This is a genomic window from Pseudomonas sp. MEJ108 (assembly GCF_030208985.1).
GTDB classification, from domain to species: Bacteria; Pseudomonadota; Gammaproteobacteria; order Pseudomonadales; family Pseudomonadaceae; genus Aquipseudomonas; species Aquipseudomonas fragariae.
Genome location: NZ_JARVSW010000004.1, coordinates 131883 through 153383 on the forward strand (window position 1 = coordinate 131883; position 21501 = coordinate 153383).

Annotated in this window: 16 protein-coding genes; 7 read left to right on the forward strand and 9 right to left on the reverse strand. The window is 61.7% G+C overall.

Features of this window, described 5'->3' with window-relative positions:
* Positions 1–114: 114 nt before the first annotated feature.
* Positions 115–3162: a D-2-hydroxyglutarate dehydrogenase YdiJ gene (gene ydiJ, locus QRN50_RS01705; RefSeq protein ID WP_096126748.1), complete on the reverse strand. Its 3048-nt coding sequence runs from the start codon at positions 3160–3162 to the stop codon at positions 115–117.
* 150 nt (positions 3163–3312) lie between these two features.
* On the opposite strand from ydiJ, the gene QRN50_RS01710 reads away from it, so the two are divergent.
* From QRN50_RS01710 to QRN50_RS01725, 4 genes are all read left to right on the forward strand, one after another.
* Entirely contained in the window at positions 3313–4218 is a 906-nt protein-coding gene (locus QRN50_RS01710; protein ID WP_080377186.1) for a LysR substrate-binding domain-containing protein, read from the forward strand.
* 24 nt (positions 4219–4242) lie between these two features.
* Complete coding sequence (locus QRN50_RS01715; protein WP_024641126.1) at positions 4243–5154, forward strand: LysR substrate-binding domain-containing protein; 912 nt, start codon at positions 4243–4245, stop codon at positions 5152–5154.
* 188 nt (positions 5155–5342) lie between these two features.
* A complete protein-coding gene (locus tag QRN50_RS01720) occupies positions 5343–6653 on the forward strand; it encodes an MFS transporter (RefSeq protein ID WP_011267750.1) in 1311 nt (436 codons plus the stop codon).
* Positions 6650–7909, forward strand: coding sequence for a metal-dependent hydrolase family protein (locus QRN50_RS01725; RefSeq protein WP_096126749.1), 1260 nt, complete (start codon positions 6650–6652; stop codon positions 7907–7909). Before QRN50_RS01720 ends, QRN50_RS01725 begins: the two co-directional genes overlap by 4 nt.
* A gap of 20 nt (positions 7910–7929) precedes the next feature.
* Here the strand turns inward: QRN50_RS01725 and QRN50_RS01730 are convergent, their stop codons facing one another.
* On the reverse strand, positions 7930–8832 hold the full coding sequence (locus QRN50_RS01730; RefSeq protein WP_024641129.1) for a polysaccharide deacetylase family protein: 903 nt from the start codon (positions 8830–8832) through the stop codon (positions 7930–7932).
* Positions 8829–9977 (reverse strand): GNAT family N-acetyltransferase/peptidase C39 family protein, encoded by a 1149-nt coding sequence (locus QRN50_RS01735; RefSeq protein ID WP_024641130.1) that lies wholly within the window; start codon positions 9975–9977, stop codon positions 8829–8831. The genes QRN50_RS01730 and QRN50_RS01735 overlap by 4 nt, the downstream gene beginning before the upstream one ends.
* A 93-nt stretch (positions 9978–10070) precedes the next feature.
* On the opposite strand from QRN50_RS01735, the gene QRN50_RS01740 reads away from it, so the two are divergent.
* Positions 10071–11657 (forward strand): RimK family ATP-grasp domain-containing protein, encoded by a 1587-nt coding sequence (locus QRN50_RS01740; RefSeq protein ID WP_024638757.1) that lies wholly within the window; start codon positions 10071–10073, stop codon positions 11655–11657.
* A 4-nt stretch (positions 11658–11661) separates the two neighbouring features.
* Positions 11662–12591 carry a magnesium transporter CorA family protein gene (locus QRN50_RS01745; RefSeq protein WP_011267746.1) on the forward strand — a complete coding sequence of 310 codons (930 nt, stop codon included), beginning with the start codon at positions 11662–11664 and terminating at the stop codon, positions 12589–12591.
* A gap of 4 nt (positions 12592–12595) precedes the next feature.
* On the opposite strand, the gene QRN50_RS01750 is transcribed toward QRN50_RS01745, so the two are convergent.
* From QRN50_RS01750 to lexA, 5 genes are read right to left on the reverse strand one after another with little or no spacing between them, the layout of a single operon-like run.
* Positions 12596–13447: an urea carboxylase-associated family protein gene (locus tag QRN50_RS01750; RefSeq protein ID WP_024638758.1), complete on the reverse strand. Its 852-nt coding sequence runs from the start codon at positions 13445–13447 to the stop codon at positions 12596–12598.
* A 55-nt stretch (positions 13448–13502) separates the two neighbouring features.
* Entirely contained in the window at positions 13503–16598 is a 3096-nt protein-coding gene (locus QRN50_RS01755; RefSeq protein ID WP_060400152.1) for an error-prone DNA polymerase, read from the reverse strand.
* Entirely contained in the window at positions 16595–18025 is a 1431-nt protein-coding gene (locus tag QRN50_RS01760; protein ID WP_011267743.1) for a Y-family DNA polymerase, read from the reverse strand. Before QRN50_RS01760 ends, QRN50_RS01755 begins: the two co-directional genes overlap by 4 nt.
* 7 nt (positions 18026–18032) lie before the next feature.
* Entirely contained in the window at positions 18033–18653 is a 621-nt protein-coding gene (imuA, locus tag QRN50_RS01765; RefSeq protein ID WP_024641815.1) for a translesion DNA synthesis-associated protein ImuA, read from the reverse strand.
* Positions 18653–19270: a transcriptional repressor LexA gene (lexA, locus tag QRN50_RS01770; RefSeq protein ID WP_011267741.1), complete on the reverse strand. Its 618-nt coding sequence runs from the start codon at positions 19268–19270 to the stop codon at positions 18653–18655. Before lexA ends, imuA begins: the two co-directional genes overlap by 1 nt.
* Positions 19271–19474: 204 nt before the next feature.
* On the opposite strand from lexA, the gene QRN50_RS01775 reads away from it, so the two are divergent.
* On the forward strand, positions 19475–20470 hold the full coding sequence (locus QRN50_RS01775) for an aldo/keto reductase (RefSeq protein ID WP_054092207.1): 996 nt from the start codon (positions 19475–19477) through the stop codon (positions 20468–20470).
* A 19-nt stretch (positions 20471–20489) separates the two neighbouring features.
* Here QRN50_RS01775 and QRN50_RS01780 read toward each other — a convergent pair whose 3' ends face one another.
* A complete protein-coding gene (locus tag QRN50_RS01780) occupies positions 20490–21176 on the reverse strand; it encodes a hypothetical protein (protein ID WP_024641812.1) in 687 nt (228 codons plus the stop codon).
* Positions 21177–21501 lie beyond the last annotated feature (325 nt).

Sequence of the window (21501 nt, forward strand, 5' to 3'; positions counted from 1 at the left end):
CGCGACGCAGATCGGTGACGCTGAGCGTCACGCAAGGCATTCCCACGCTGGAAAATGCCACTATCGTGCGACGCTCCGCGTGGGCATGCCGTTCTGGACGCTCTGCGTCCTCTCTTATAGCGCCCTCACCCGTTCCAGCAGTACCTGTAATGGATGCTGCACCACCTTGCCATCCTGGCGCTTGACCTGGCTGCGGCATGAGTAGCCATCGGCGACCAGTCGACCTTCACCGCCGTGCCGCGCCACCAGTGGCTGCCAGGACTGACGGTAGATGGTATCGCTGGTTTTCGCGTTTCGGGTTTCATGCCCATAGGTGCCGGACATGCCGCAGCAACCACTGGCCAGCACCTCCAGCTTGAGCCCGGCGCGGGCAAAGGCTTTCTGCCAGAGGCCGACGCTGGCGGGCTCGTTGGTCTTTTCAGTGCAATGCGGCAGGAAGTAGTACGTTTCTGCCGACGCGCCATCACCACCTTCCTCGACTGTGGACGCCAGCCATTCCTGCGGCAGCATGACCTCGGGCACATTCTCGCTGCCCAGCGTCTTGCTGTACTCCTGGCGGTAAACCAGGGTCATGGCCGGGTCCAGACCGATCAGCGGGATGCCGTACCCGGCCAGCTTGCCCAGCGACTGACTGTTGAAACCGGCAGCTTTCTCGAACGCCTGCAGAAAACCCTGCACCTGCAGCGGCTTGCCATTGGGCGCAAACGGTGCGAGGTAGACCTGATAACCGAGACGTGAAATCAGCTCCAGCCAGTCTGCCGCCAGCGGGGTTTCGAAGTATCGGGTGAATGCATCCTGAACCAGCACCACCGTGCGCTTGCGCTCCTCCTCGCTCGATGCGGCCAGACGCTGCGGCGTGGCGATGCCCACATTCCAGCGAGCACAAGCCGCACGGAAGTCGGTCAGGCTCAATAACGGGCTGTCGACCATGCCGGCCACATGTTCGAGCAGGTAACGCACCGGCCTTGCGCCCATGATCGCGTTGTACAGCTTCGGAAAGCGCGCCAGGTGCGGAATGCTGAACTCCAGCGAGCCAATCAGATAATCCTTGATCGGGCGCAGGTAGCGGCTGTGGTACAGCTCGAGAAAGCGCGAACGGAACTCGGGCACATTGACTTTCACCGGGCACTGTCCCGCACAGGACTTGCAGGCCAGGCAACCGGCCATGGCGTCGTAGACTTCGTGGGAGAAATCCTTCTGCCCCGCCACCCTGGCGACACTGTTGACGGTTCGCTCGGCAAGGCTTTTCAGCACATTGGCACTGCGCGCCCTGGCGCTGGCGGTGAGGACATTGACGTCCTGCTCGCCTTGCAGACGCAGCCATTCCCTGACCAGCGAAGCGCGGCCCTTGGGTGAGTGAATGCGGTCACGGGTGGCTTTCCATGACGGGCACATGGCGTCGTCGGTGTCATAGTTGTAACAGGCGCCATTGCCATTGCAGTGCAACGCGCTGTCGTAGCTTTGCCAGACCCGTTCATCGATCGTACGATCCAGATCGCCACGCAACGTCACTTCATCCACCAGCGTCAGGCGCGCGTCGGGCACTGTGGCAGGCGTGGCGATCTTGCCGGGGTTAAGCTGGTTGAACGGGTCGCAGGCGGCCTTGAGGGCCTGCAACGCGGGATACAACTCGCCGAAATATTCAGGCACGTATTGCGAACGCAGACCCTTGCCATGCTCACCCCACAGCAGCCCGCCATAACGCTTGGTCAGCGCCGCGACTGCGTCGGAAATCGGCCGAATCAGCGCAGCCTGCGCGGGGTCCTTCATGTCCAGAATCGGCCGCACGTGCAGCACGCCGGCATCCACATGGCCGAACATGCCGTATTGCAGGCCGTGGCTGTCCAGCAGCGCACGGAACTCCTGAATGTAATCGGCAAGATTTTCCGGCGGCACGGCAGTGTCTTCGACAAACGGCTGCGGCCTGGCTTCACCCTTGACGTTGCCGAGCAGCCCCACCGAGCGCTTGCGCATGGTGTAGACGCGGTTCACTGCCGCACTGCCAGCCGCCAGCGTGTGGCCGAGGCGCAGTACCGACGTGTCAGTCTGCAAGTGCGCAACGAACGCATGAACGCGCTGTTCCACCTCACTCAACTCATCGCCGCTGAATTCGATCAGGTTGATGCCCAGCGTCGGCGTTGCAGGGTCCTGGGGGAAATACTCGGCCACGCCATGCCAGACGATATCCTGCATGGCCAGCATCAGCACCTTGGAGTCCACGGTCTCGATGGACAGCGGCTTGTGCGCCATCAAGGCCTTGGCGTCCCGCAGGGCGTCCATGAAACCGGCATAGCGAACGTTGACCAGAATCGAATGTTTGGGGATCGGCAGGACGTTGAGTCGGGCCTCGACGATAAAACCCAGCGAGCCTTCAGAGCCGCAGAGCACGCTGTTGAGGTTGAAACGCCCATCTTCCTCGCGCAGGTGCGCCAGATCGTAACCGGTCAGACAGCGGTTAAGCGGTGGGAAAACATCCTTGATCAATTGTGCCTTTGTATCGGCAATCTGCTGCGCGCAACGATAAACGTCCCCGGCGCGGTCGACGCGTGCCTGCTCGCTGGCCAGTTGTTCGACATTCAGTGCATGACTGTTGACGTACGAACCGCCCAGCAACACGGTCGATAGCTCAAGGACGTGATCACGGGTCTTGCCGTAGGTGCAACTGCCCTGCCCGCTGGCATCGGTGTTGATCATGCCGCCAATCGTGGCGCGGTTGGAAGTCGACAGTTCCGGCGCGAAAAACAGCCCGTGCGGCTTGAGCGCGGCATTGAGCTGGTCCTTGACCACACCGGTCTGCACGCGCACCCAACGTTCCTCGACGTTGATCTCGAGAATAGCGTTCATGTGCCGCGACAGGTCGACCACCACCCCGTCGGTCAGCGACTGTCCGTTGGTCCCGGTGCCGCCGCCGCGCGGGGTCAACACCACCTGTTGGTGCTCGGGCCGCGCCGCCAGCCGGGCGACGATTGCGACGTCATGGCTGTCCATCGGGAACACGGCAGCCTGTGGCAGGCGCTGGTAGATGGAGTTGTCAGTGGCCAGTACGGTGCGCGAACCGTGGTCACGGGCTATTTCGCCACGAAAGCCGCCCTCCGCCAGGGCATTGAGGAAACGGTCATAGTGACCGACCTGCTCGGAAGTCGGTTTCAACAGCGCAATCATGGTGGTCTTCCTCGCTAGGCGTTTTATATGCAAAGCACGTATGCTTCGAAACGCTCGAATGCATGGCGTTATCAACGGTCAGCGTGATTCTCCGGCCTGTCATGCGTCAGTGCAAACGTAAAACCTGCCGTTTTTCCATGAGCTTTATGAATGAACACCCGAAGACTGACGCCCTCCATGTCGCTGCTGCTCGCCTTCGAGGCGGCCGCCCGGCATGGCAGCTTCACCAAGGCCGCAGACGAACTGGCCCTGACCCAGAGCGCCGTCAGCCGGCAGGTGCAGGCGCTGGAGGCACAACTGGAAGTCGAGCTGTTCAAGCGCGACGGCAGACGCATCGAGCTGACTACCGCAGGCGCGCTGTATCAGCATGAGCTGGCTGCCGCGCTGGGCCGCATCCGCAGTGCGACCCTGCAAACCATCGCGCACAAGGCCGAAGGCGGCACGCTGCATCTGGCCGTGCTGCCGACCTTCGGCTCGAAGTGGCTGCTGCCACGCATGAATGACTTTTACACCCGGCATCCGGGCTATGTGGTGCATATCCACTCACGCATCGTGCATGCCGACCTGACGCCCGCCGCCAGCGAAATGAACGCGATAATCTGTGCCGGCAACGGCAACTGGCCCGGTTACATCGCCCATCCGCTGGTCAGTGAAAAACTGGTGGTGATTGCCAGCCCGGCTGCCCTTGCCGGCTACCAGACGATGACCCCGGCGCAGGTTGCCCAGCATGCGTTGCTAAGCGTGGTGTCGCGGCCCAATGCCTGGTCGGACTGGTTCGACAGTAATCGGCTGGACCATCACATCATGCGCCCCGGTCCGAGCTTCGAACTGACCTCGCACCTGATCCAGGCCGTCGCGGCCGGCATTGGTGTCGCGCTGGTCCCGCGCATTCTGGTGCAGGACGAAATCCACAGTGGCGAACTGGTCACCCTGTTCGAGCCCCTGGACAGCGGACGCAATTATTACCTGGCCTACGCCACGCGTTTTCAGAACCTGCCATCGCTGTGCGTGTTCAGGGACTGGCTGCTGTCGACGCCGTTTCCCGACACTTTGTAAAACCTGCCCGCAACAGGAGCCACTGTGCGTATCGAGCCTCTTCCGCCGCTGCAGAACCTGATCGCTTTCGAAGCTGCCGTCCGGCATGGCAGCTTCACGCGTGCCGCCAGCGAACTGAACCTGACCCAGAGCGCGATCAGCCGTCAGGTCGCGCAACTGGAGGAATTTCTCGGCCGCGCGCTGTTTCGTCGCGAGCACAAGCGCATTCATCTGACGGTCGCCGGGCAGATTTACGCCGAGCAGATCCAGCGCGTATTGACGTTGTGCGCCGAGGCCACCGCTCAGGTGATCACTCACAGCGGCGATCAGCAGCTGACCCTGGCCTGCTCCAGTGGCGTGGCGGCCTTGTGGCTGGGGCCTTTGCTGGGACGTTATCGCGATGCCTTCCCGGCCGTGGATATCCGCCTGCGCGTGGTCGACGGGCTGGATTCGCTGATTCGCGCCGAATTCGATCTGGCGCTGTATTTTCTCCGCGAAGTCTCACCGGCGGGTCTCGACAGCCGTTTGCTGTTCGCCGAATCGGTCAATGCCTACTGCTCGCCCGACTATCTGGACGGACGTCTGCTGGAGCCCGTGCAGTTGCTGGATCATTGCCTGCTGATGCTCGAAGACGGCCAGCGTCAATGGTTGTCATGGGGTGACTGGTTCGGCCGCCAGGGTGTCGATGCCTCGCTGATCCGTAAGCGCATGACCGTCAATCTGTATCCGGTGCTGGTCGATCTGGCGGTCGCCGGGCACGGCATCGTGCTCGGCTGGCAGCCAATGATCGACCGCCACGTACAGTCCGGCGCGCTGGTGCCCGCCTGCCGCAAGAGCGTCGGCGCGGTAGGTGGCTACTACCTGCTGACACCCAGCGGCAAGACGCCTCGGCGTGCCGCACGCGCCTTCGAGAAATGGCTGGCGGGCGAAATCGCCACACTGGCTTCAGCGCCCTGAAACCTGCATGCGTCTGGCGCATGCAAATCTGCGTAATAAGCGTTTTCTTAAAATCCGCCCAGCGCCTACTCTCGACTGAAACGGGCAAAAAGACCTGACTCAGCCGCACTCACAACCACCCTGCCCCTCAATCAATGCAGCCGATGCAGGGGGCTTCCCTGCGTGTATCGCATGCAGGAGCTTATCCGGTGAGCACATTACAATCCTCTGCTTCACGCCCCCATGAACAAAAGGCACGCCGCGCGGTAGTCGCCACGGTGATCGGCAATGGCCTTGAATGGTTTGACTTCACGGTCTACAGCTTCTTCTCGGTGATCATCGCCAAGGTGTTCTTCCCCACCGGCAGCGAACTGACGTCTTACCTGCTGGCGCTGGCGACCTTCGGGGTCGGCTTTTTCATGCGTCCGGTGGGCGGCATTGTGCTGGGCATCTATAGCGACAAGCGCGGACGCAAGGCGGCATTGTCGCTGACCATCCTGCTGATGGCGCTGGGTACGCTGATCATCGGGCTGACACCCGGCTTCGCGCAGATCGGCTATCTGGCGCCGCTGCTGATTGTCCTGGCGCGCCTGCTGCAAGGCTTCTCTGCCGGTGGCGAGATGGGCAGCGCCACGGCGTTTCTGACCGAGCATGCGCCTGAGGGCAGGAAAGCCTTCTACTCCAGCTGGATTCAGGCCAGCATCGGCGTCGCGGTGCTGCTGGGTTCCGCGCTGGGCGCGGTGCTGTCCAGTTACCTGACCCAGGCACAGCTCGAAAGCTGGGGCTGGAGGGTGCCGTTTCTGATTGGCACGCTGATCGGGCCGGTCGGCTTCTATATTCGCAGCCGGGTTGACGAGACACCTGCCTACAAGGCTGCCAAACCGGTCGAATCGCCGCTGCGCGAAGTAATCAAGACTTACCCGCGACAGACCCTGATCAGCTTTTCGCTGGTCGTGCTGTGGACCGTCTGTACCTATGCGATCCTGTTTTACATCCCGTCCTACGCCCAGCGCGTGCTTGGTCTGCCGTCATGGATGGGCTTCAGCGCGGGCATGATGGGCGGCGCGGTGCTGATCGTCGCCACGCCGATTGTCGGCGCCCTGGCCGACCGCAGCGGGCATCGCCCCTGGCTGCTGGGCTCGGCCATTGCCATCTTCCTCAGCGCCTACCCGATGTTTCTGTTCATCAACCAGATGCCAGGGCTGTTTTCACTGTTGATCTTCGAGCTGGTGCTCGGCCTGCTGATTTCCGCTTACATCGGCTCGATCCTCGCAGCCTTCGGTGAATTGCTGCCCACCCACGTGCTGTCCACCGGGCTTTCGGTGGCCTACAACTTCGCCGTCACCCTCTTCGGCGGCTTTGCCACCTTCACCATCACCTGGCTGATTGCCTCGACCGGCAGCAACCTGGCGCCAGCCTTTTACATCATGTTCGCCGCCCTCGTCAGCGGTATTGGCGCACTGCTTTATCGCGACCGTGCGCCTGCGGCCCATCACCCCCTGTCTGGAGCTTACCCATGAGTAACACTGAACCCACACGCCTGATCCTGCGCAACGGCCGCCTGCTGGACGTGCAACAAGGACAACTGATTTCGGGCCAGGAGGTCGTGATCGAGGGTGAGCGCATTGTCGCGGTGCGTGCCGAGGGTCAGCCGGCCCCGGCAGGCGCTCAGGTCATCGATCTGGGTGGCAGAACACTGATGCCCGGCCTGATCGACTGCCATGTGCATGTGCTGGCTTCCAACGCCAACCTGGGCATGAACGCCCTGCAACCCAACGCAATCATCATGTACCGCGCCTTGCCGATTCTGGCGGCGATGCTCGACCGTGGTTTTACCACCGTGCGCGATGCCGGGGGCGCTGACTGGGCACTGGCCCGTTCGATTCAAATGGGGCTGATTTCCGGCCCGCGCATCTTCGCATCGGGCAAGGCACTGTCACAGACCGGCGGGCATGGCGACATGCGCGCACGCGGCGAACTGCTGCTCAACGAGCCCTGCTCCTGCTGCTTCCGCGCCGGGGCCATCGCCCGCGTGGTGGATGGTGTCGACAACGTGCGCCTGGCGGTGCGCGAAGAGCTGCAGCAAGGCGCCAACCAGATCAAGATCATGGCCTCGGGCGGTGTTTCTTCGCCGACCGACCCGATTGCCAACAGCCAATACAGCGAAGCTGAAATCCGCGCCATCGTCGACGAGGCCGCCGCCGCGAACACCTACGTCATGGCGCATGCCTACACCGCTCGGGCGATTCGCCGCGCCATCGAATGCGGTGTCAGAACCATCGAACATGGCAATCTGGTCGATGCCGACACCGCGCGGCTCATGGCTGAAAAAGGCGCATTTGCGGTGCCGACTCAAGTCACTTACGAAATGCTCGCCGAATATGGCGAACGCTTCGGGCTGCCGGCAGACTCGGTCGCCAAGATCGAGGATGTGCGTCAGGCCGGGCGCAATGCCCTGCTGCTGTTCGCCGAAGCGGGCGTACCGATGGGCTATGGCTCGGATTTGCTGGGCGAAATGCACGAGTACCAGACTCATGAATTGAAGATTCGCGCAGAACTGCTGGGTAATCTGGCAGCGCTGCGCAGTGCCACAAGTGTCGCGGCACAGATCCTTCAGCGTGAAGGCGAACTGGGCTGTATCGCCGCCGGCGCGATCGCCGATCTGCTGGTGGTGGATGGCGACCCGCTGAGCGATATCAGTTGCCTGGTCGGTCAGGGCGAACACCTGGCGATGATTGTTCAGGGCGGTCATGTGCGCAAGAACACCCTGGTCTGACGCCTGGTCAGTACGTAGCGTCAGTGGGCGTTGTGGTCCCAGATCCAGTTCCACACACCGGGCAAGCTGACAGGCTCGCCCGCCTCCTTGACCGTCCGGGCCAGTGCCGCGCGCTGCAACTGCCCGCTGTCGTCATAGAACGGTTTGTCGGCGAGCCGCACGCCGGTCTGCCCGGCACTGTCGACCAGAATCTGCAGGTACTCCCGCGCATGCCGCGCGGTGTAGCGGTTCAGGTCATGGAAGGTCACCACCACCGGAATCACGCCATCCACCGCAGGCAGCTCGCCGGCGGCAATGCGCTCGCGCACCCGCGAGAGCTGGCTGACCATATTGGAACGGCGGCGCAGGCTGAAGTTATAGCCCCAGATCTTGCCGTCATTGGCACTCAGGTCAGTGAGCAGCACCTGCAGATGGTGGCGCTGATAGGCGCTGAAGGTGCGTTTGTCGTAGTTCCAGAACGGCGGACGCAGCAAGGTAGTCGGCACGCCCGTGATCGACGCAATGATCGCGCAGCCCTGGGTCAGGGATTGCTCCAGTTCCTCATCGCTCAGCGAACGGTGGTTGGTGTGGTGCGGCGTGGCGGTGTGAAAGCCCATCAGGTGCCCTTCATCATGCTGACGGCGCATGATCGCCCAACCCTGATCACTGTTACCCGCACCGGTTGCGCCGGTCTGCACGAAGAACACCGCCTTGATGCCCGGCTGCAGCGGATTGTCCGCCAGGCTGTCGAGCACGGTGATGCTGGGGTTGTAGAACGTCGAGGCGCTCGGGCCATCGTCGAAGGTCAGCAGAAAGCGCACCGGAGGCTGTTGCTGCAGCTGCGCGGCGGTTTTCGCGGTCAGCGGGATCGGCGCGCTGATGCAGGCCGACAGGCTCGCAGCGATGGCCAGTACGCAAAAAGCCTTGAGCACGAACTTAATCACGGTAGAGAGTCCTGTGGCCGGTCTGCTGAAGCGCACGCATGATCATCCACAGGCGCGGCAAACACAATCACTGCGGCCCGAAGTTTATCGGCACCGAAACAACTCATGCGGTTGAAGTCGGCATGGCTTACCGGCATATGCTGGCAGTCGATGGCCTGCCGATGCAGGCTGTGATCGATATCGGGATCGTGCAGGTAGACGAAATCGCTGTCGCAATCGGTGACCATCACCCAGTGCGGTGCCTTGGAACGGGTCAGGCGGTAACTGCTGATCAGCACCAGCGGCTTGCCGCCATCGGCCAGCAGGCCTGGCAGGTTCAGCGAGCGATTGGGCAGTGTGTGCACCCCGGCGGTTTGCAGCGCCTCACAGAACTGCTCGTGAACCAGGCGAATCACCTGTTTCTTGTTGTCACTGCGCACGCCGCCCAGAAACAAAGGGCCCGAGACCGACACCAGCAGCTTCACCGCAAAGCCCCGTTGAAGAGCCGCCAGCGCAAGCCCCTGAGGACTGCAACCGCCGTGGCCGGAGGTCATGAACACCGTGGTCGCCTCACGCCAGATCTGCAATTCTTCGGCACGGCCCATCGAGCGCGCAGGTTGCAGGGCTTTCATGGCCATCAACAGACAGGCCGGGCCACAGGTGAACTCCAGGGTCTGCTGGTAGTAAGGCACTGAGCGACTGTCCAGCCGGGCGTGTTCAACGATGCGCTTCTCGTAGCGCAAGGCCGGGGCATGGTCCTGGTAATAGTCATCGACCTGAGCGAAACGCCGATAACCGCTGCGCTCGTAAAGCCCGATGGCAGCGCCGTTATCGGGGCGCACCTCAAGGCGCAGGTAAGCGCAGTCGCGGCCCACGGCCTGTTGCTCGGCACGTTGCAACAACTGCCTGCCCAGGCCCTTGCCCCGCGCTGCATCGGCAATCGCCAGCGAATACAAGCGCCCCAGCGAGGTGCCCCGATGAAACAGCACCAGCGCATAGCCGGTGAGCTGTCCGGCCTGCTCGGCGACGATCAGGCTGGCATTGGCGCGGCGGATCATCCAGTGAAAGCTGCGCGCGGTCAGACGGTCGCCGTCAAAACACTGGTTCTCCAGAAGCAGCAAGTCATCGACATCGGTTTCAACTGCATCTCGAAATATAAAGTCCATCTGCACCGCCGTAAAAGTTGTGTAACGAAACGGGACATTTCAAAAAGCACATGCTTAATAGAAAGGACTTGTTTCCCATCGGATCGATTACACATGTCAGCGGCACAGGTGAAGATGAACGAAGTATCTGCGCAACTTGCGCTTTCAGCAACAACCCGACGTGCAGACCCCGCAACACTCTTTGCAGCGCAGAGGCAACTGGTGATTATTGTCGAACGGCTCGAAGACTGGGCATCGTACTTCCCCAGCGAAGACTTGATCAGCGCCCAGGACTACCTGGAAAAACCGCTGAAAGCCACGGCAGGCAGGCGTGTGCAAGTCATCAACCTGTGCCGCAGCTACAAATACCTGGGCCACGGTTATTACTGTTCCCTGCTCGCCGAAGCGCGCCAGCACAATGTCATTCCCTCGGTAAAGACCATCAGCGAGTTGACCCGCAAGTCACTCTACGGCCTGGCCCTCGATGACCTGGACAAGTTGCTGGAGACCGCACTTGAGGATCATCCCTATGACGACACCGAAGGCTTTACCCTGACACTGTATTTCGGCCAGACGACACTTGAGCCGTTGAAGGATCTTGCCCGTCAGTTGTTTGAAGTCTTCCCCTGCCCGATCCTGATGGTGGAGTTTCGCAAGCGCGACAATTGGCATATTGCCGGTATCAAGGCCGGTGCCCTGCCGCGCCTGCGCGAAGATCAGCAGGATGAGTTCGCCACGGCGCTGGAAGGCTTCAGCCGCAACGTCTGGCGCCAGCCCAGTTCGCGGCGCATGGCCCGCTACGACCTGGCGATTCTGCATGACCCGCAGGAACAGCTGCCGCCTTCCAACCCTGAGGCGCTGGCCAATTTCATCCGCGTCGGTCAGCGCCTGGGCATCGATGTCGAACTGATCGAAAAGAAAGACTACGCCCGGCTGGCCGAGTACGACGCGCTGCTGATTCGCGAAACCACCAGCGTCGACAACCACACCTATCGCTTTGCCAAGAAGGCCGAAAGCGAGGGGCTGGTGGTCATGGATGACTCCACCTCGATCCTGCGCTGCACCAACAAGGTGTACCTGACCGACCTGCTCAAAAGCCATGATCTGGGCATGCCGCGAACGGAAATTCTCTACAAGGATCGCCCGGAAGAACTGCAGCATGTGGCCACGCGGCTGGGCTTCCCGCTGGTATTGAAGATCCCCGACGGCTGCTTTTCCAGAGGTGTGATCAAGGTCAGTACACCCGAGGAAATGCACACGGCGACGACCCAGTTGTTCGAGCACTCGGTATTGCTGCTGGCTCAGGAGTTTTTCTACACCGAGTACGACTGGCGGATCGGCATTCTCAATCGCAAACCGATATTCGCCTGCCAGTACTTCATGTCCAAGGGGCATTGGCAGATCTACAACCACAAGGCGATCGGCGCCGAGGTGATTGGCGAATGCCGCACGCTGGCGGTGCACGAAGCGCCGCGCGCCGTGGTCGAACTGGCGCTCAAGACCGCCAACCTGATCGGTGACGGATTGTATGGCGTGGACTTGAAGCAGTCAGGCGATCAAGTGGTGGTGATCGAGGTCAACGACAACCCGAACCTGGATGCCGGCATCGAAGACGCTTATCTGCAGGATGATCTGTACAGCCTGGTGCTGGAAGAGTTCGTCCGCCGTCTGGAGCTCAAGCGCCTCGGTCAGGCATGGTGAAACGATGATTCAGGGCCTGAAACTCGACAACAACCAGTTGCTGGCATGTGATCCGCAAAAGGCCCAGGTGCTGTGGTTCAGCAAACCGGATGCCGGAGAACGCAGATTATTGCTGGAGCGATTTCACCTTGATGAGCACGCTGTTGCCTCGGCACTCGACCCGGACGAAATTTCGCGCATCGAGTTTCACCCTGATGCATTGTTCGTCATCTGGAAACGCCCCGAGAACTATTCGGGCAAGGACAGCTTCTCGTTCGACGTTTCGTCCTTTGGCGTGCTGCTGAGCCGGGACCAGCTGGTGCTGATCTGTGATGACGAGCAACCCTTGAGCGCACTAGGGGCTCACCGTCCGTTGAACCAGCCGCTGGATATCCTTCTGGAGCTGCTGTTCAACAACATTCATCACTACTTGGGGCACTTGAAAGTCATCAAGATGGTCGCCCGTGAATTGCAGCAGAAATTCAACTCTTCACTGGAAAACCGCCATCTGCTGCAGATGTTCAACCTCAGCGAAAGTCTGGTGTATTACATCAACGCCATCCACAGCAACGGTGCGGTCCTGACCCGTCTGCGCAATCATGCGCAAGCCAGGCAATACCCAGCAGAAAGCCTGGCGCTGATCGACGACATGATCATCGAGAACGATCAGTGCTACAAACAGGCGGAGATCTATTCCACGGTGTTCGCCGGTCTGATGGATGCGCGCGGCAACCTGGTCAATAACAGCACCAACACCCTGCTGCGCAAACTGACCTTGATCAATGTGGTGTTTCTGCCGTTGAACCTGATTGCCGGGATCGGCGGCATGTCGGAATTCAGCATGATGACCGCACCGCTGCACTGGTGGGTGGCTTACCCGGCACTGCTGCTGGCCATGCTCGGGATGGGGGCGGTGATGGTCTGGGGGCTGCGCAGAATGGCGCGCGCAGCCTGAGCGGTTATTGCTCCCAATCGGCCTTGGCGATCCGCAGACCGTGCAGGCCGTTATAGGCCGCGCGCTCGGGGGACTGCCAGCCGTCCAGCAGCGACGCGTCGAGGTCATAGATCTCGACGCCCAGCGGCCGGCAGACGCTCAACGGGTCCTGCGCATCAGGCCCCCACATCGGCAGTGACAGGTCGCCACCCGGACAGGTCGACAAGGCACACAGCAGGTCGATTTCCGCGAAGAACTCCAGATAGTCGCCCTTCTGCGCCGGGCAGGCTTTCATGAAATACAGGTCGTCATGGTTCAGGCCGGTGCACTGGAAGATGTTCAGCACATCGTGCACATCGAACTCGGTCAGCCCGTGCGGCAGCACTGCGCGGGTCAGGTTGGAATGGCAGTGATGGTGAAAGTCTTCACCGGTCAGCATCTTGTTGATGTAGGGATCGCAGCGCGTGCCGAGCAGGTCATGCAGGCGGCCGCCGTGCTCGTCGGTTCCGTAACTGGCCAGACTGTCATCGGTAATGGTTACCATTGGCCGCAAAAACGGCAGGTTCGACCACAGCCGATCATGGGTGCTGACATGCGCGCCCTGCAACTGCCGCGTGCGCGCAGCCCACAGTCGCTCGCGGGGGTCGTTGGCGTTCCAGACATTGAAATCGCCGACTTGCGGGCCCACCGGTGTAGTGACCCGAAACACCTGGCCGGCCTTGACCTTCCAGGCCCGCCCGGTACGAATCGGTACGTCGAACTGTTCGACGAGGGTGCGTTGCTGCGCATTCGTGCGGATGCGCTCATAAAAGGCAGTGTCGACTTGCAGCGCCGCGCCTTTGCTGACCTGGTAAGCGGCTGGATAGTCTTTGTACATACTGGGCTTCTCGGTGACAGGATGTACCGATTGATACTGCAAATTGCAGGCCCGATTACTGAAAATCCCGGCTGCGCACATCCAGTCCGGTGAGCAGCGGCGTCAGGTCGTACAGGCGCTGGGCAATCAGGTGCCGCACCCCGCTTTTCGATTCCAGTCGCCCGAACACCTGCAGCAATTGCGAACCCACCAGCACCTTGCGCTGACGCTCGGCCAGGTCGCGCCAGACTACGACGTTGACCATGCCGAACTCATCTTCCAGGGTGACGAAGGTCACGCCACTCGCGGTGCCCGGTCGTTGACGACCAATGACCAGTCCCGCCACGCTGAGGGTCCGGTCGTTTTCCAGGTGCAACAAGTCTTGTGAGCTGCGAAAGCGCTTGGCAGCCAGTTGCCGACGCAGCAAGGCCAGCGGATGTGGGCCCAGGGTGGTGCCCAGCGTCGTGTAGTCGGCCACCAGGTCTTCGGCCACGGTCGGCAGCGGCAAGGTTACCTGGGTTTCTTCGCTGGGCAGGTCGTCGAACAGCGGGCGCTGGGCCTCAACCCCGGCGACTTCCCAGCGCGCCCGGTGCCGATGGCCGATCAGGCCGCGCAAGGCACCGGAATCCGCCAGCGCTTCGGCGGCGCGCGCGTCCAGTTCGGCGCGCAACGTCAGGTCCGTGGCATCGACAAACGGGCGTTTCGCGCGCGCGACTTCGATGCGCAAGGCATCTTCTTCACGAAAGCTACGGACCATGCGCAGCCCGAGACGAATCGCCAGATTGCGCGTGCGGTCAGGATGATCGAGCGGCTCCAGCGAGCAATCCCAATCGCTGTAACGCACATCCACCGGGCGAATTTCAATGTGATGGCGGCGTGCGTCCTGCAGCAATTGATCCGGGCTATAGAACCCCATTGGCCAGCTGTTGATCAGTGCACAGGTGAACGCTGCCGGTTCGTGGCACTTGAGCCAGCAACTGGCGTAGGTCAGCAAGGCGAAACTGGCGGCATGGGATTCGGGGAAACCATAACTGCCAAAGCCCTTGATCTGTTCGAAGATCCGGTCGGCAAAGTCCGCTTCGTAGCCGTTTTTCAGCATGCCCGTGCGCAGCCGTTCGCGATGCGGCTCGAGCCCGCCGTGACGTTTCCATGCGGCCATCGCGCGACGTAACTCATCCGCCTCGCCCGGCGTGTAGTCGGCGGCCAGAATGGCCACTTCCATGACCTGCTCCTGGAACAGCGGCACACCCAGGGTGCGCTTGAACACCGATTCAAGCTTGGGCGGATAGGTGACGTCCTCTTCACCATTGCGCCGCCGCAGGTACGGGTGAACCATGTCGCCCTGAATCGGCCCTGGCCGGACAATGGCGACTTCGATGACCAGGTCGTAGAATTTTTCCGGTCTGAGGCGCGGCAGCATGGCCATCTGCGCACGCGACTCGATCTGAAACACGCCGATGGTGTCGGCGCGGCTGATCATTTCGTAGGTTTTCCGGTCGTCGCCCGGAAGAGTCGCCAAAGTCCATCGTTGGCCACGGTGCAAATGCACCAGATCGAACGTGCGGCGCAAGGCACTGAGCATGCCCAGTGCAAGAATGTCGACTTTCAGCAGGCCGACCAGGTCCAGATCGTCCTTGTCCCACTGGATGATGGTGCGGTCGGCCATCGCGGCGTTCTCGACCGGCACTAGCGTTTCAAGCGGGTGTTCGGAAATCACGAATCCACCCGGGTGTTGCGACAGGTGCCGGGGAAAACCGATCAGTTCGCCGGTCAACGCCAGCACGCGCTTGAGGATCGGCGTGTCGGCATCGAAGCCGTATTCGCGCAAGCGCTCAGGCGACGGCAGTGAATCGCTCCAGCGGCTGAAGGCTTCGGCCAATGCATTGATCTGCTCTGGCGGCAAGCCCAGCACCTTGGCCACGTCACGCATTGCGCCGGAGCCATGATAGGTGCTGGCTACGGCCGTCAGCGCGGCCCTGCCCCGGCCATAGCGCCGGAAGATGTACTGAATGACTTCTTCGCGGCGGTCATGCTCGAAATCCACGTCGATGTCCGGTGGCTCGTTGCGCTCTCTGGAGATGAAGCGCTCGAACAGCAGGTTGCTCTGTTCCGGGTTCAGTTCAGTGATCCCCAGCGCATAACACACTGCCGAGTTGGCCGCCGAGCCGCGCCCCTGACACAGAATGTGCTGGCTGCGGGCAAACTCGACGATGTCATGCACGGTCAGAAAGTAGCTGTCGAACTTCTTTTCCGCGATCAGCGCCAGTTCCTTCTCGACCTGCGCACGGGTGGCCGCTGTCAGGCCGCCCGGCCAGCGCCTGCGAACGCCGCGTTCGGTCAGTTCACGTAGCCAGGACGTAGAGGTTTGGCCCTTGGGGACCAGCTCATGCGGGTATTCATACTTCAAATCGCCCAGGTCGAACGTGCAGCGCCGGGCAATACGCACCGACTCGGCCAGCAGCCAGTCCGGGTAATGCTCGCTGAGCGCATCAAGTGGCCGCAAATGGCGCTCGCCATTGGCAAACAGCAGATGACCTGCCTCGGCCACTGTGGTGTGGTGGCGGATGGCAGTCATGGTGTCCTGCAGGGCACGCCGGCCACGCGCGTGCATGTGCACATCGCCACTGGCCACTGCCGGAATACCCAGCGATTGTGCCAGCGCCAGCAGGTCGGCCAGCCGCTGCTCGTCATCCGGGCCGCGGTGCAGCCCGACACCCAGCCACAGGCGCTCGGCAAATCGCTCACGCAACCAGCGCCCGCCGGCCAGACAGGCTTGAGCATCGCCGTCGAGGTCCGGCAGCCAGAGGGCCAGCAACCCGTCCGGCGCAGGCTCGAAGTCTTCGCGCAACAAGCGGTATTCACCTTTTCTGGCCCGGCGGCGCGCTACCGTGATCAGTTTGCACAGCGCCTCATAGCCTGCCTGGTTTTCCACCAGCAAGACGACTTTCGGGCCGTTTTCGATGTGCATTTCACTGCCGACGATCAAGGGCAGACCGGTGCTTTTTGACGCCTGCCAGGCGCGTACGATGCCGGCCAGGGTGCACTCGTCGGTGATTGCCAGCGCTTTGTAGCCATGACGCAACGCCCGTTCGAACAACTCGCGTGCGCTCGAGGCGCCCCGCTGAAAGCTGAAGTTGGACAGGCAATGCAGCTCGGCGTATTCGCGGGTCATGCGAACCAGCCATGCAGCAGCAGTTCACCCGGCTCGCCAACCGCGCGATACGCCCAGGCGCGTTGGCCACTGGCGGTTTCGACCAGGTAATAGTCGCGGCGCACATCGCCGCCGTCCCACCACCCGGATTCGATTCGCTCGGGCCCGGCCACGATGCGGGTCGCCTGCACTGGCAGCGGCTGAGGCTCGCGCAGCAGCCAGCCTGGACGCGTGAAGCCTCTGGCTGGCAGGACCGGTTTACTGCTGCTGTGCGCTTGCCAGGCACATTCGGGACGATAATCGGCCTGGGCGCGCAAGCCATTGACCGACTCGTCGCCCAGACGCGCCCGCAGGCGCTCGCGCAGTTGCTCCCAGGGCAAGGTCTGCTGCACGCGCTCATCGAACAACTGACGGTGCGCCGGGACGAAATCCGGCAAGTCTCGCGCCAGCAGGCGCACGGCACGTACCGGCGACGCGACCAGCACCTGCTCCAGCCTGCCGCGGGCCAGTTCGAAGAGCATCGACGCATCGCGCTCGGCGCTCAGCAGCCCGACCGGTACGACAGTCTCCGGCACGACGGTTTCCGGCCCTGGCACATGCTCGAGGTGCAGGGAAAATCGCTGCACACCGCTGTCGCGTCCGGCCAGAAACAAGGCCAGATCGGCGATCAGCCGCTTGAGCGGAAACAACAGGGCCTGATGGGACTCGACGTCGAAATTCAGCTCGATGCGTACATCGAAAAAGTCCGGCGGCGTGTAGCACTCCAGCGCCACGGGGCGCTCGCCGAGCAAGGTATCAAGGTGCTGCAGCACGCTGGCCGGAAACCGCCGAGCCAGCGTATCGCGGGGCAGCGCCAGCACCTGCCGCACACTGCGCAGCCCCATGCGTGTCAGGGCGGTAGCGGTGTCGCGGCTCAGGCCGATGCGTTCCAGTGGCATCTGCTCCAGACGGCGACGCAATTCATGCGGACAGTCGATGCTCAGCCCGTCATGCATGTTGGCCAGCATTCGCGCGGCTATGGGGTTGGGCGCGACCACGATGCGATGGCGGAAACCCTGTGTGGTCAGCTCTTCACGCAAACGCGCCTCGAACACCGGCCAGGGGCCGAACAGCTTGAGGCTGGATTCGATTTCCATCAGCAGCACCCGCGGGTACTTGAGGCTGACATTGGAACTGAAGCCGTAGGCCCAGGCCGCGAGCAGTTGCTGCAAACGCTCGATATCGGCCGGGTCATGTTCGATCGTGGTGAAGTTGGGCACCAGCGCCTGGGCTGCGGTCAGCGATTGCCCGGCTTTCAGACCCAACGCACGCGCAGCCGGATTGACGCTCTGCAACACGCGACGTTGAGCGCTGCCGCTGATCAGCGCCAGCGGTTCATCGGGGTTGCCGTGACGACGCATGACGCCGTCCAGCGCCAGTTGCGGCAGCAAGACACAGGCCCAGAGCATAAGAACCTCAAGCGTCGGTCGGGAACGGAATGGGGAAAGGCGGCGCAAGTCCGCCCCGGCATTTGAGTACCCGCAACTGTGCGGGACGGGTATCGAGCGCTATGCGCAGGGCCGCAGGTGAAGGATTGGCGGCGGCCTGCTGCGGGCGACAGGCAAAGGCAAGGGTCTGCCCGGTTTCGGCAGCCACCTGCAAGCGTCGCAACGCACGGTCATCGACCATGCCGGGCCAGCACACGATCGCGCCACAGCTGCCGGAGCGCAGGCATTGCTCGGCAGCCCACAAGGCATCGCGGTTACTCGCCTCGATCACCACCAACTGGCGCAGATCGACGCCGGCGGCCAGCCACGCCTGTGGGTACGGAATATAGGGCGGTGCGACCAGCACAATGCGCTCAGCGATCGCGGAAAGCCGCGCCAGGCTCGGCCACAGCAGGCGCAGTTCGCCGCTGCCATTGGCCGGGATGAGGATTTCAGTCAGGGCCGCAGCAGGCCAGCCGCCGGTGGGCAAGGCAGCGTCCAGCAACGCATGGCCACTGGGCTGCGGGCTGACCTGTGGCGCGCTCTGCTGACGCCCTTTCCAGACCCTGCGCTCATCCAGCAAGGCGTCCAGGCTGACCACCGCGCCCATCATTCGCGACGCACCAGCCCGCAGAACACGCCTTCGATGGCGAAGTCCTGATCGGGCGTGACGATGATCGGTTCGTAGGCCGGGTTGCGCGGTAACAGGCGAACCTGGTCGGCACGGCGTTGCAGGCGTTTGATGGTCACCTCGCCGTCCAGACGGGCAACCACGATCTGCCCGTCACTGGCCTGCGGGTTACGGTGCACGCCCACCAGGTCGCCATCGAGAATGCCGTCCTCGATCATCGAGTCGCCCTGCACGCGCAGCAGGTAGTCCGGCACACGGGTAAAGGTGCTGCGGTCCAGGTGCAGCGTGGTGTGGATATCGAGATCAGGCCCGATCGGTACGCCCGCCGCCACGCGCCCCAGGACCGGAATTTCCAGCAATTCGGGCCGTGGCTCAGTGTTCAGCAGGCGAATGCCCCGTGCCTGATGCGGAACGACTTCGATCAGCCCGGCTTCAGTCAGGGCCACAATGTGTTTGCGCGCCACGCTACGCGAAGCAAAACCGAAAGCCTCGGAAATTTCCGCCAGGCTCGGTGATTGCCCCTGCTGCGCGATGCGATCGCGGATGAAGGTAAGAATAGCGCTGCGTCGAGGAGATAATGTGCTCATGGAGTACATTTGTACTCCATTCGGTATGGTGTGACTAGCGCGCTTTGTCGGATTCAAGAGGCGCGGTGTTGCATGCCCACCGACAGGCGCTGACCACCACTACGGTCAGCATTGTTTGGATTTCAACAACAGTGAAATAAGAAACACCCGGTTTATTGAGCCACGCAAAGAGGCGAAACTCGACCGATCTTTCAACGATCAGGAGCACTCATTGTGATCACGCGCCAATTGGGTCAACTCGGTCCGCACGTGTCCGCCCTCGGGCTGGGCTGCATGGGAATGTCGGACTTCTACACCACCGGCATCGACGAAAAGGAATCCATCGCCACCTTGCACCGCGCGATCGAGCTGGGTGTCAACTTTTTCGATACGGCTGACATGTACGGCCCGCACACCAACGAAGCCTTGCTTGGTCGTGCCCTCGAGGGCAAGCGTGAAGGTATCTACCTGGCCAGCAAGTTCGGCATCGTCCGTGGCGATGACCCGCATGCGCGTGGCGTCAATGGCAGTCCGGCGTACATTCGCCAGTCCATCGACGCCAGCCTGAAGCGGCTGAACACCGATTACCTTGATCTCTATTATCAGCACCGTGTCGACCCCACGGTGCCCATCGAGGACACCATTGGCGCCATGGCCGAACTGGTCAAGGCTGGCAAGGTTCGCCACATAGGCATCTGCGAAGCCAGTGCCGCGACCATCGAAAAGGCCCACGCGGTGCATCCATTGGCGGCCGTGCAGAGCGAGTACTCACTCTGGTCACGCGATCCGGAACAGGATGGCGTGCTTGCCACCTGCCGCCGTCTGGGCATTGCCTTCGTGGCGTACAGCCCGCTCGGCCGGGGGTTTCTGACCGGTGAATTGCGCACACCGGACGACTTCGCGGCCGATGACTACCGTCGCTTCACCCCACGGTTTCAGGGCGAAAACTTCAATCGCAATCTGCAATTGGTCGAGCAGGTCAAGGCACTGGCTACGGCCAGGGGCATCAGCGCGTCGCAACTGGCGCTGGCCTGGGTGCTTGCCCAGGGAGATGACATCATTCCGATCCCCGGCACCAAGCAGCGCAAATACCTGGAAAGCAACGTGGCAGCGGCTTCATTGACGCTGAGTACCGATGACCTTGCCCAGCTGGAGGCGATTTTCCCGGCCCAGGGGTCGGCATCCGGTGAGCGCTATAACGCGGCGTCGATGAAGTCTCTCAACGGCTGAAAACCGTTGCGCTTGGGCATCAGGTCGCTTCAGGGCAGGTCTCGGCGCCGTTGTTGAGGCCCTGCTTTTGATTCTTGTAATCGAGCGTCGCTTTGCCATCGACCCATTTCAGGGTGACGACAATCACCGAGTCGAAATCATCGTTTGTCCAGTCATCCAGCAGATTGGTGCTCTTGCCGGACGCTTCTTCAGCCACCTTGTTGATCAGCTCCGGCAGATAGCCATGCGACCAGGCGGTGTAGATGACTGCGTTGTGGTACTTGTCCTGCATCAGTTCATCGGCCAGGTCTGCGGTGTCGTTGGCACCGAAGTCAAGGTTGACGGGCAACCCCAGTTTGATTGCGCTGGGCCCTACCGTCATCAGCGGACGAACGTAGCTGTAGGACTGGTCGCCCTCACCCTCTTCCACATGTCGGCTCGGATTGGCGGCGAAGATGAAGTCAGCCTTGCCGAATTCCCTGGGCAGGACTTCCGACAGTTCTATCGCCCGGTTGAGCCCCTGGCAGTTCAATTGCCCCAGCCCCATGGCCGGCTTTTCGGCATGACGCAGAAATACCAGTGTCTGGATACCATTCTTGGGCTCTGCATGCACGCCTTTGCCCATGGTGAACAGGACCAGGGCAGAAGCCACCAGCACGGAGGGGAAGAAACACCACGCAAGGCGGCGCTGAAGTCGGTTGATGGAAGACATTTTCGGCATATTCATTATTTTCTGAGTCCGGTGCGCATTTGAAAGGGGACAGCCACTTGGCTGGTGCGAATACGCAGGCTTGTGCAGCTCGCCCTGGAAATTTCTGCGGATCAGTCAAAAAGGGTCACGCGCGAATCTTAGGCTCTGTACGAAAAGTGGCTGCGCTCGGTGATGCTTCGTTAAAAACAGGCTCGGAATGCTCATTTACAACACGTAGACTCCGCTTCCTCGCCTGTTTTTGCCTCGCCTGACCTTCGCTCGCCGACTTTTCGTACAGAGCCTAGTGCGCACATGTTTCGAAATTAAGAATGTGGACGATTAAGAGTGTCAAAAAACGATT

Coding starts and splice junctions, on each gene's coding strand:
- QRN50_RS01755 (WP_060400152.1), bottom strand. CDS start 16,598: ATGACCCGCGAATACGCCGAGCTGCATTGCCTGTCCAACTTCAGCTTT.
- ydiJ (WP_096126748.1), bottom strand. CDS start 3,162: ATGATTGCGCTGTTGAAACCGACTTCCGAGCAGGTCGGTCACTATGAC.
- QRN50_RS01740 (WP_024638757.1), top strand. CDS start 10,071: ATGTCAGCGGCACAGGTGAAGATGAACGAAGTATCTGCGCAACTTGCG.
- lexA (WP_011267741.1), bottom strand. CDS start 19,270: ATGTACTCCATGAGCACATTATCTCCTCGACGCAGCGCTATTCTTACC.
- QRN50_RS01780 (WP_024641812.1), bottom strand. CDS start 21,176: ATGAATATGCCGAAAATGTCTTCCATCAACCGACTTCAGCGCCGCCTT.
- imuA (WP_024641815.1), bottom strand. CDS start 18,653: ATGGGCGCGGTGGTCAGCCTGGACGCCTTGCTGGATGAGCGCAGGGTC.
- QRN50_RS01725 (WP_096126749.1), top strand. CDS start 6,650: ATGAGTAACACTGAACCCACACGCCTGATCCTGCGCAACGGCCGCCTG.
- QRN50_RS01710 (WP_080377186.1), top strand. CDS start 3,313: ATGAACACCCGAAGACTGACGCCCTCCATGTCGCTGCTGCTCGCCTTC.
- QRN50_RS01735 (WP_024641130.1), bottom strand. CDS start 9,977: ATGGACTTTATATTTCGAGATGCAGTTGAAACCGATGTCGATGACTTG.
- QRN50_RS01750 (WP_024638758.1), bottom strand. CDS start 13,447: ATGTACAAAGACTATCCAGCCGCTTACCAGGTCAGCAAAGGCGCGGCG.
- QRN50_RS01760 (WP_011267743.1), bottom strand. CDS start 18,025: ATGCTCTGGGCCTGTGTCTTGCTGCCGCAACTGGCGCTGGACGGCGTC.
- QRN50_RS01745 (WP_011267746.1), top strand. CDS start 11,662: ATGATTCAGGGCCTGAAACTCGACAACAACCAGTTGCTGGCATGTGAT.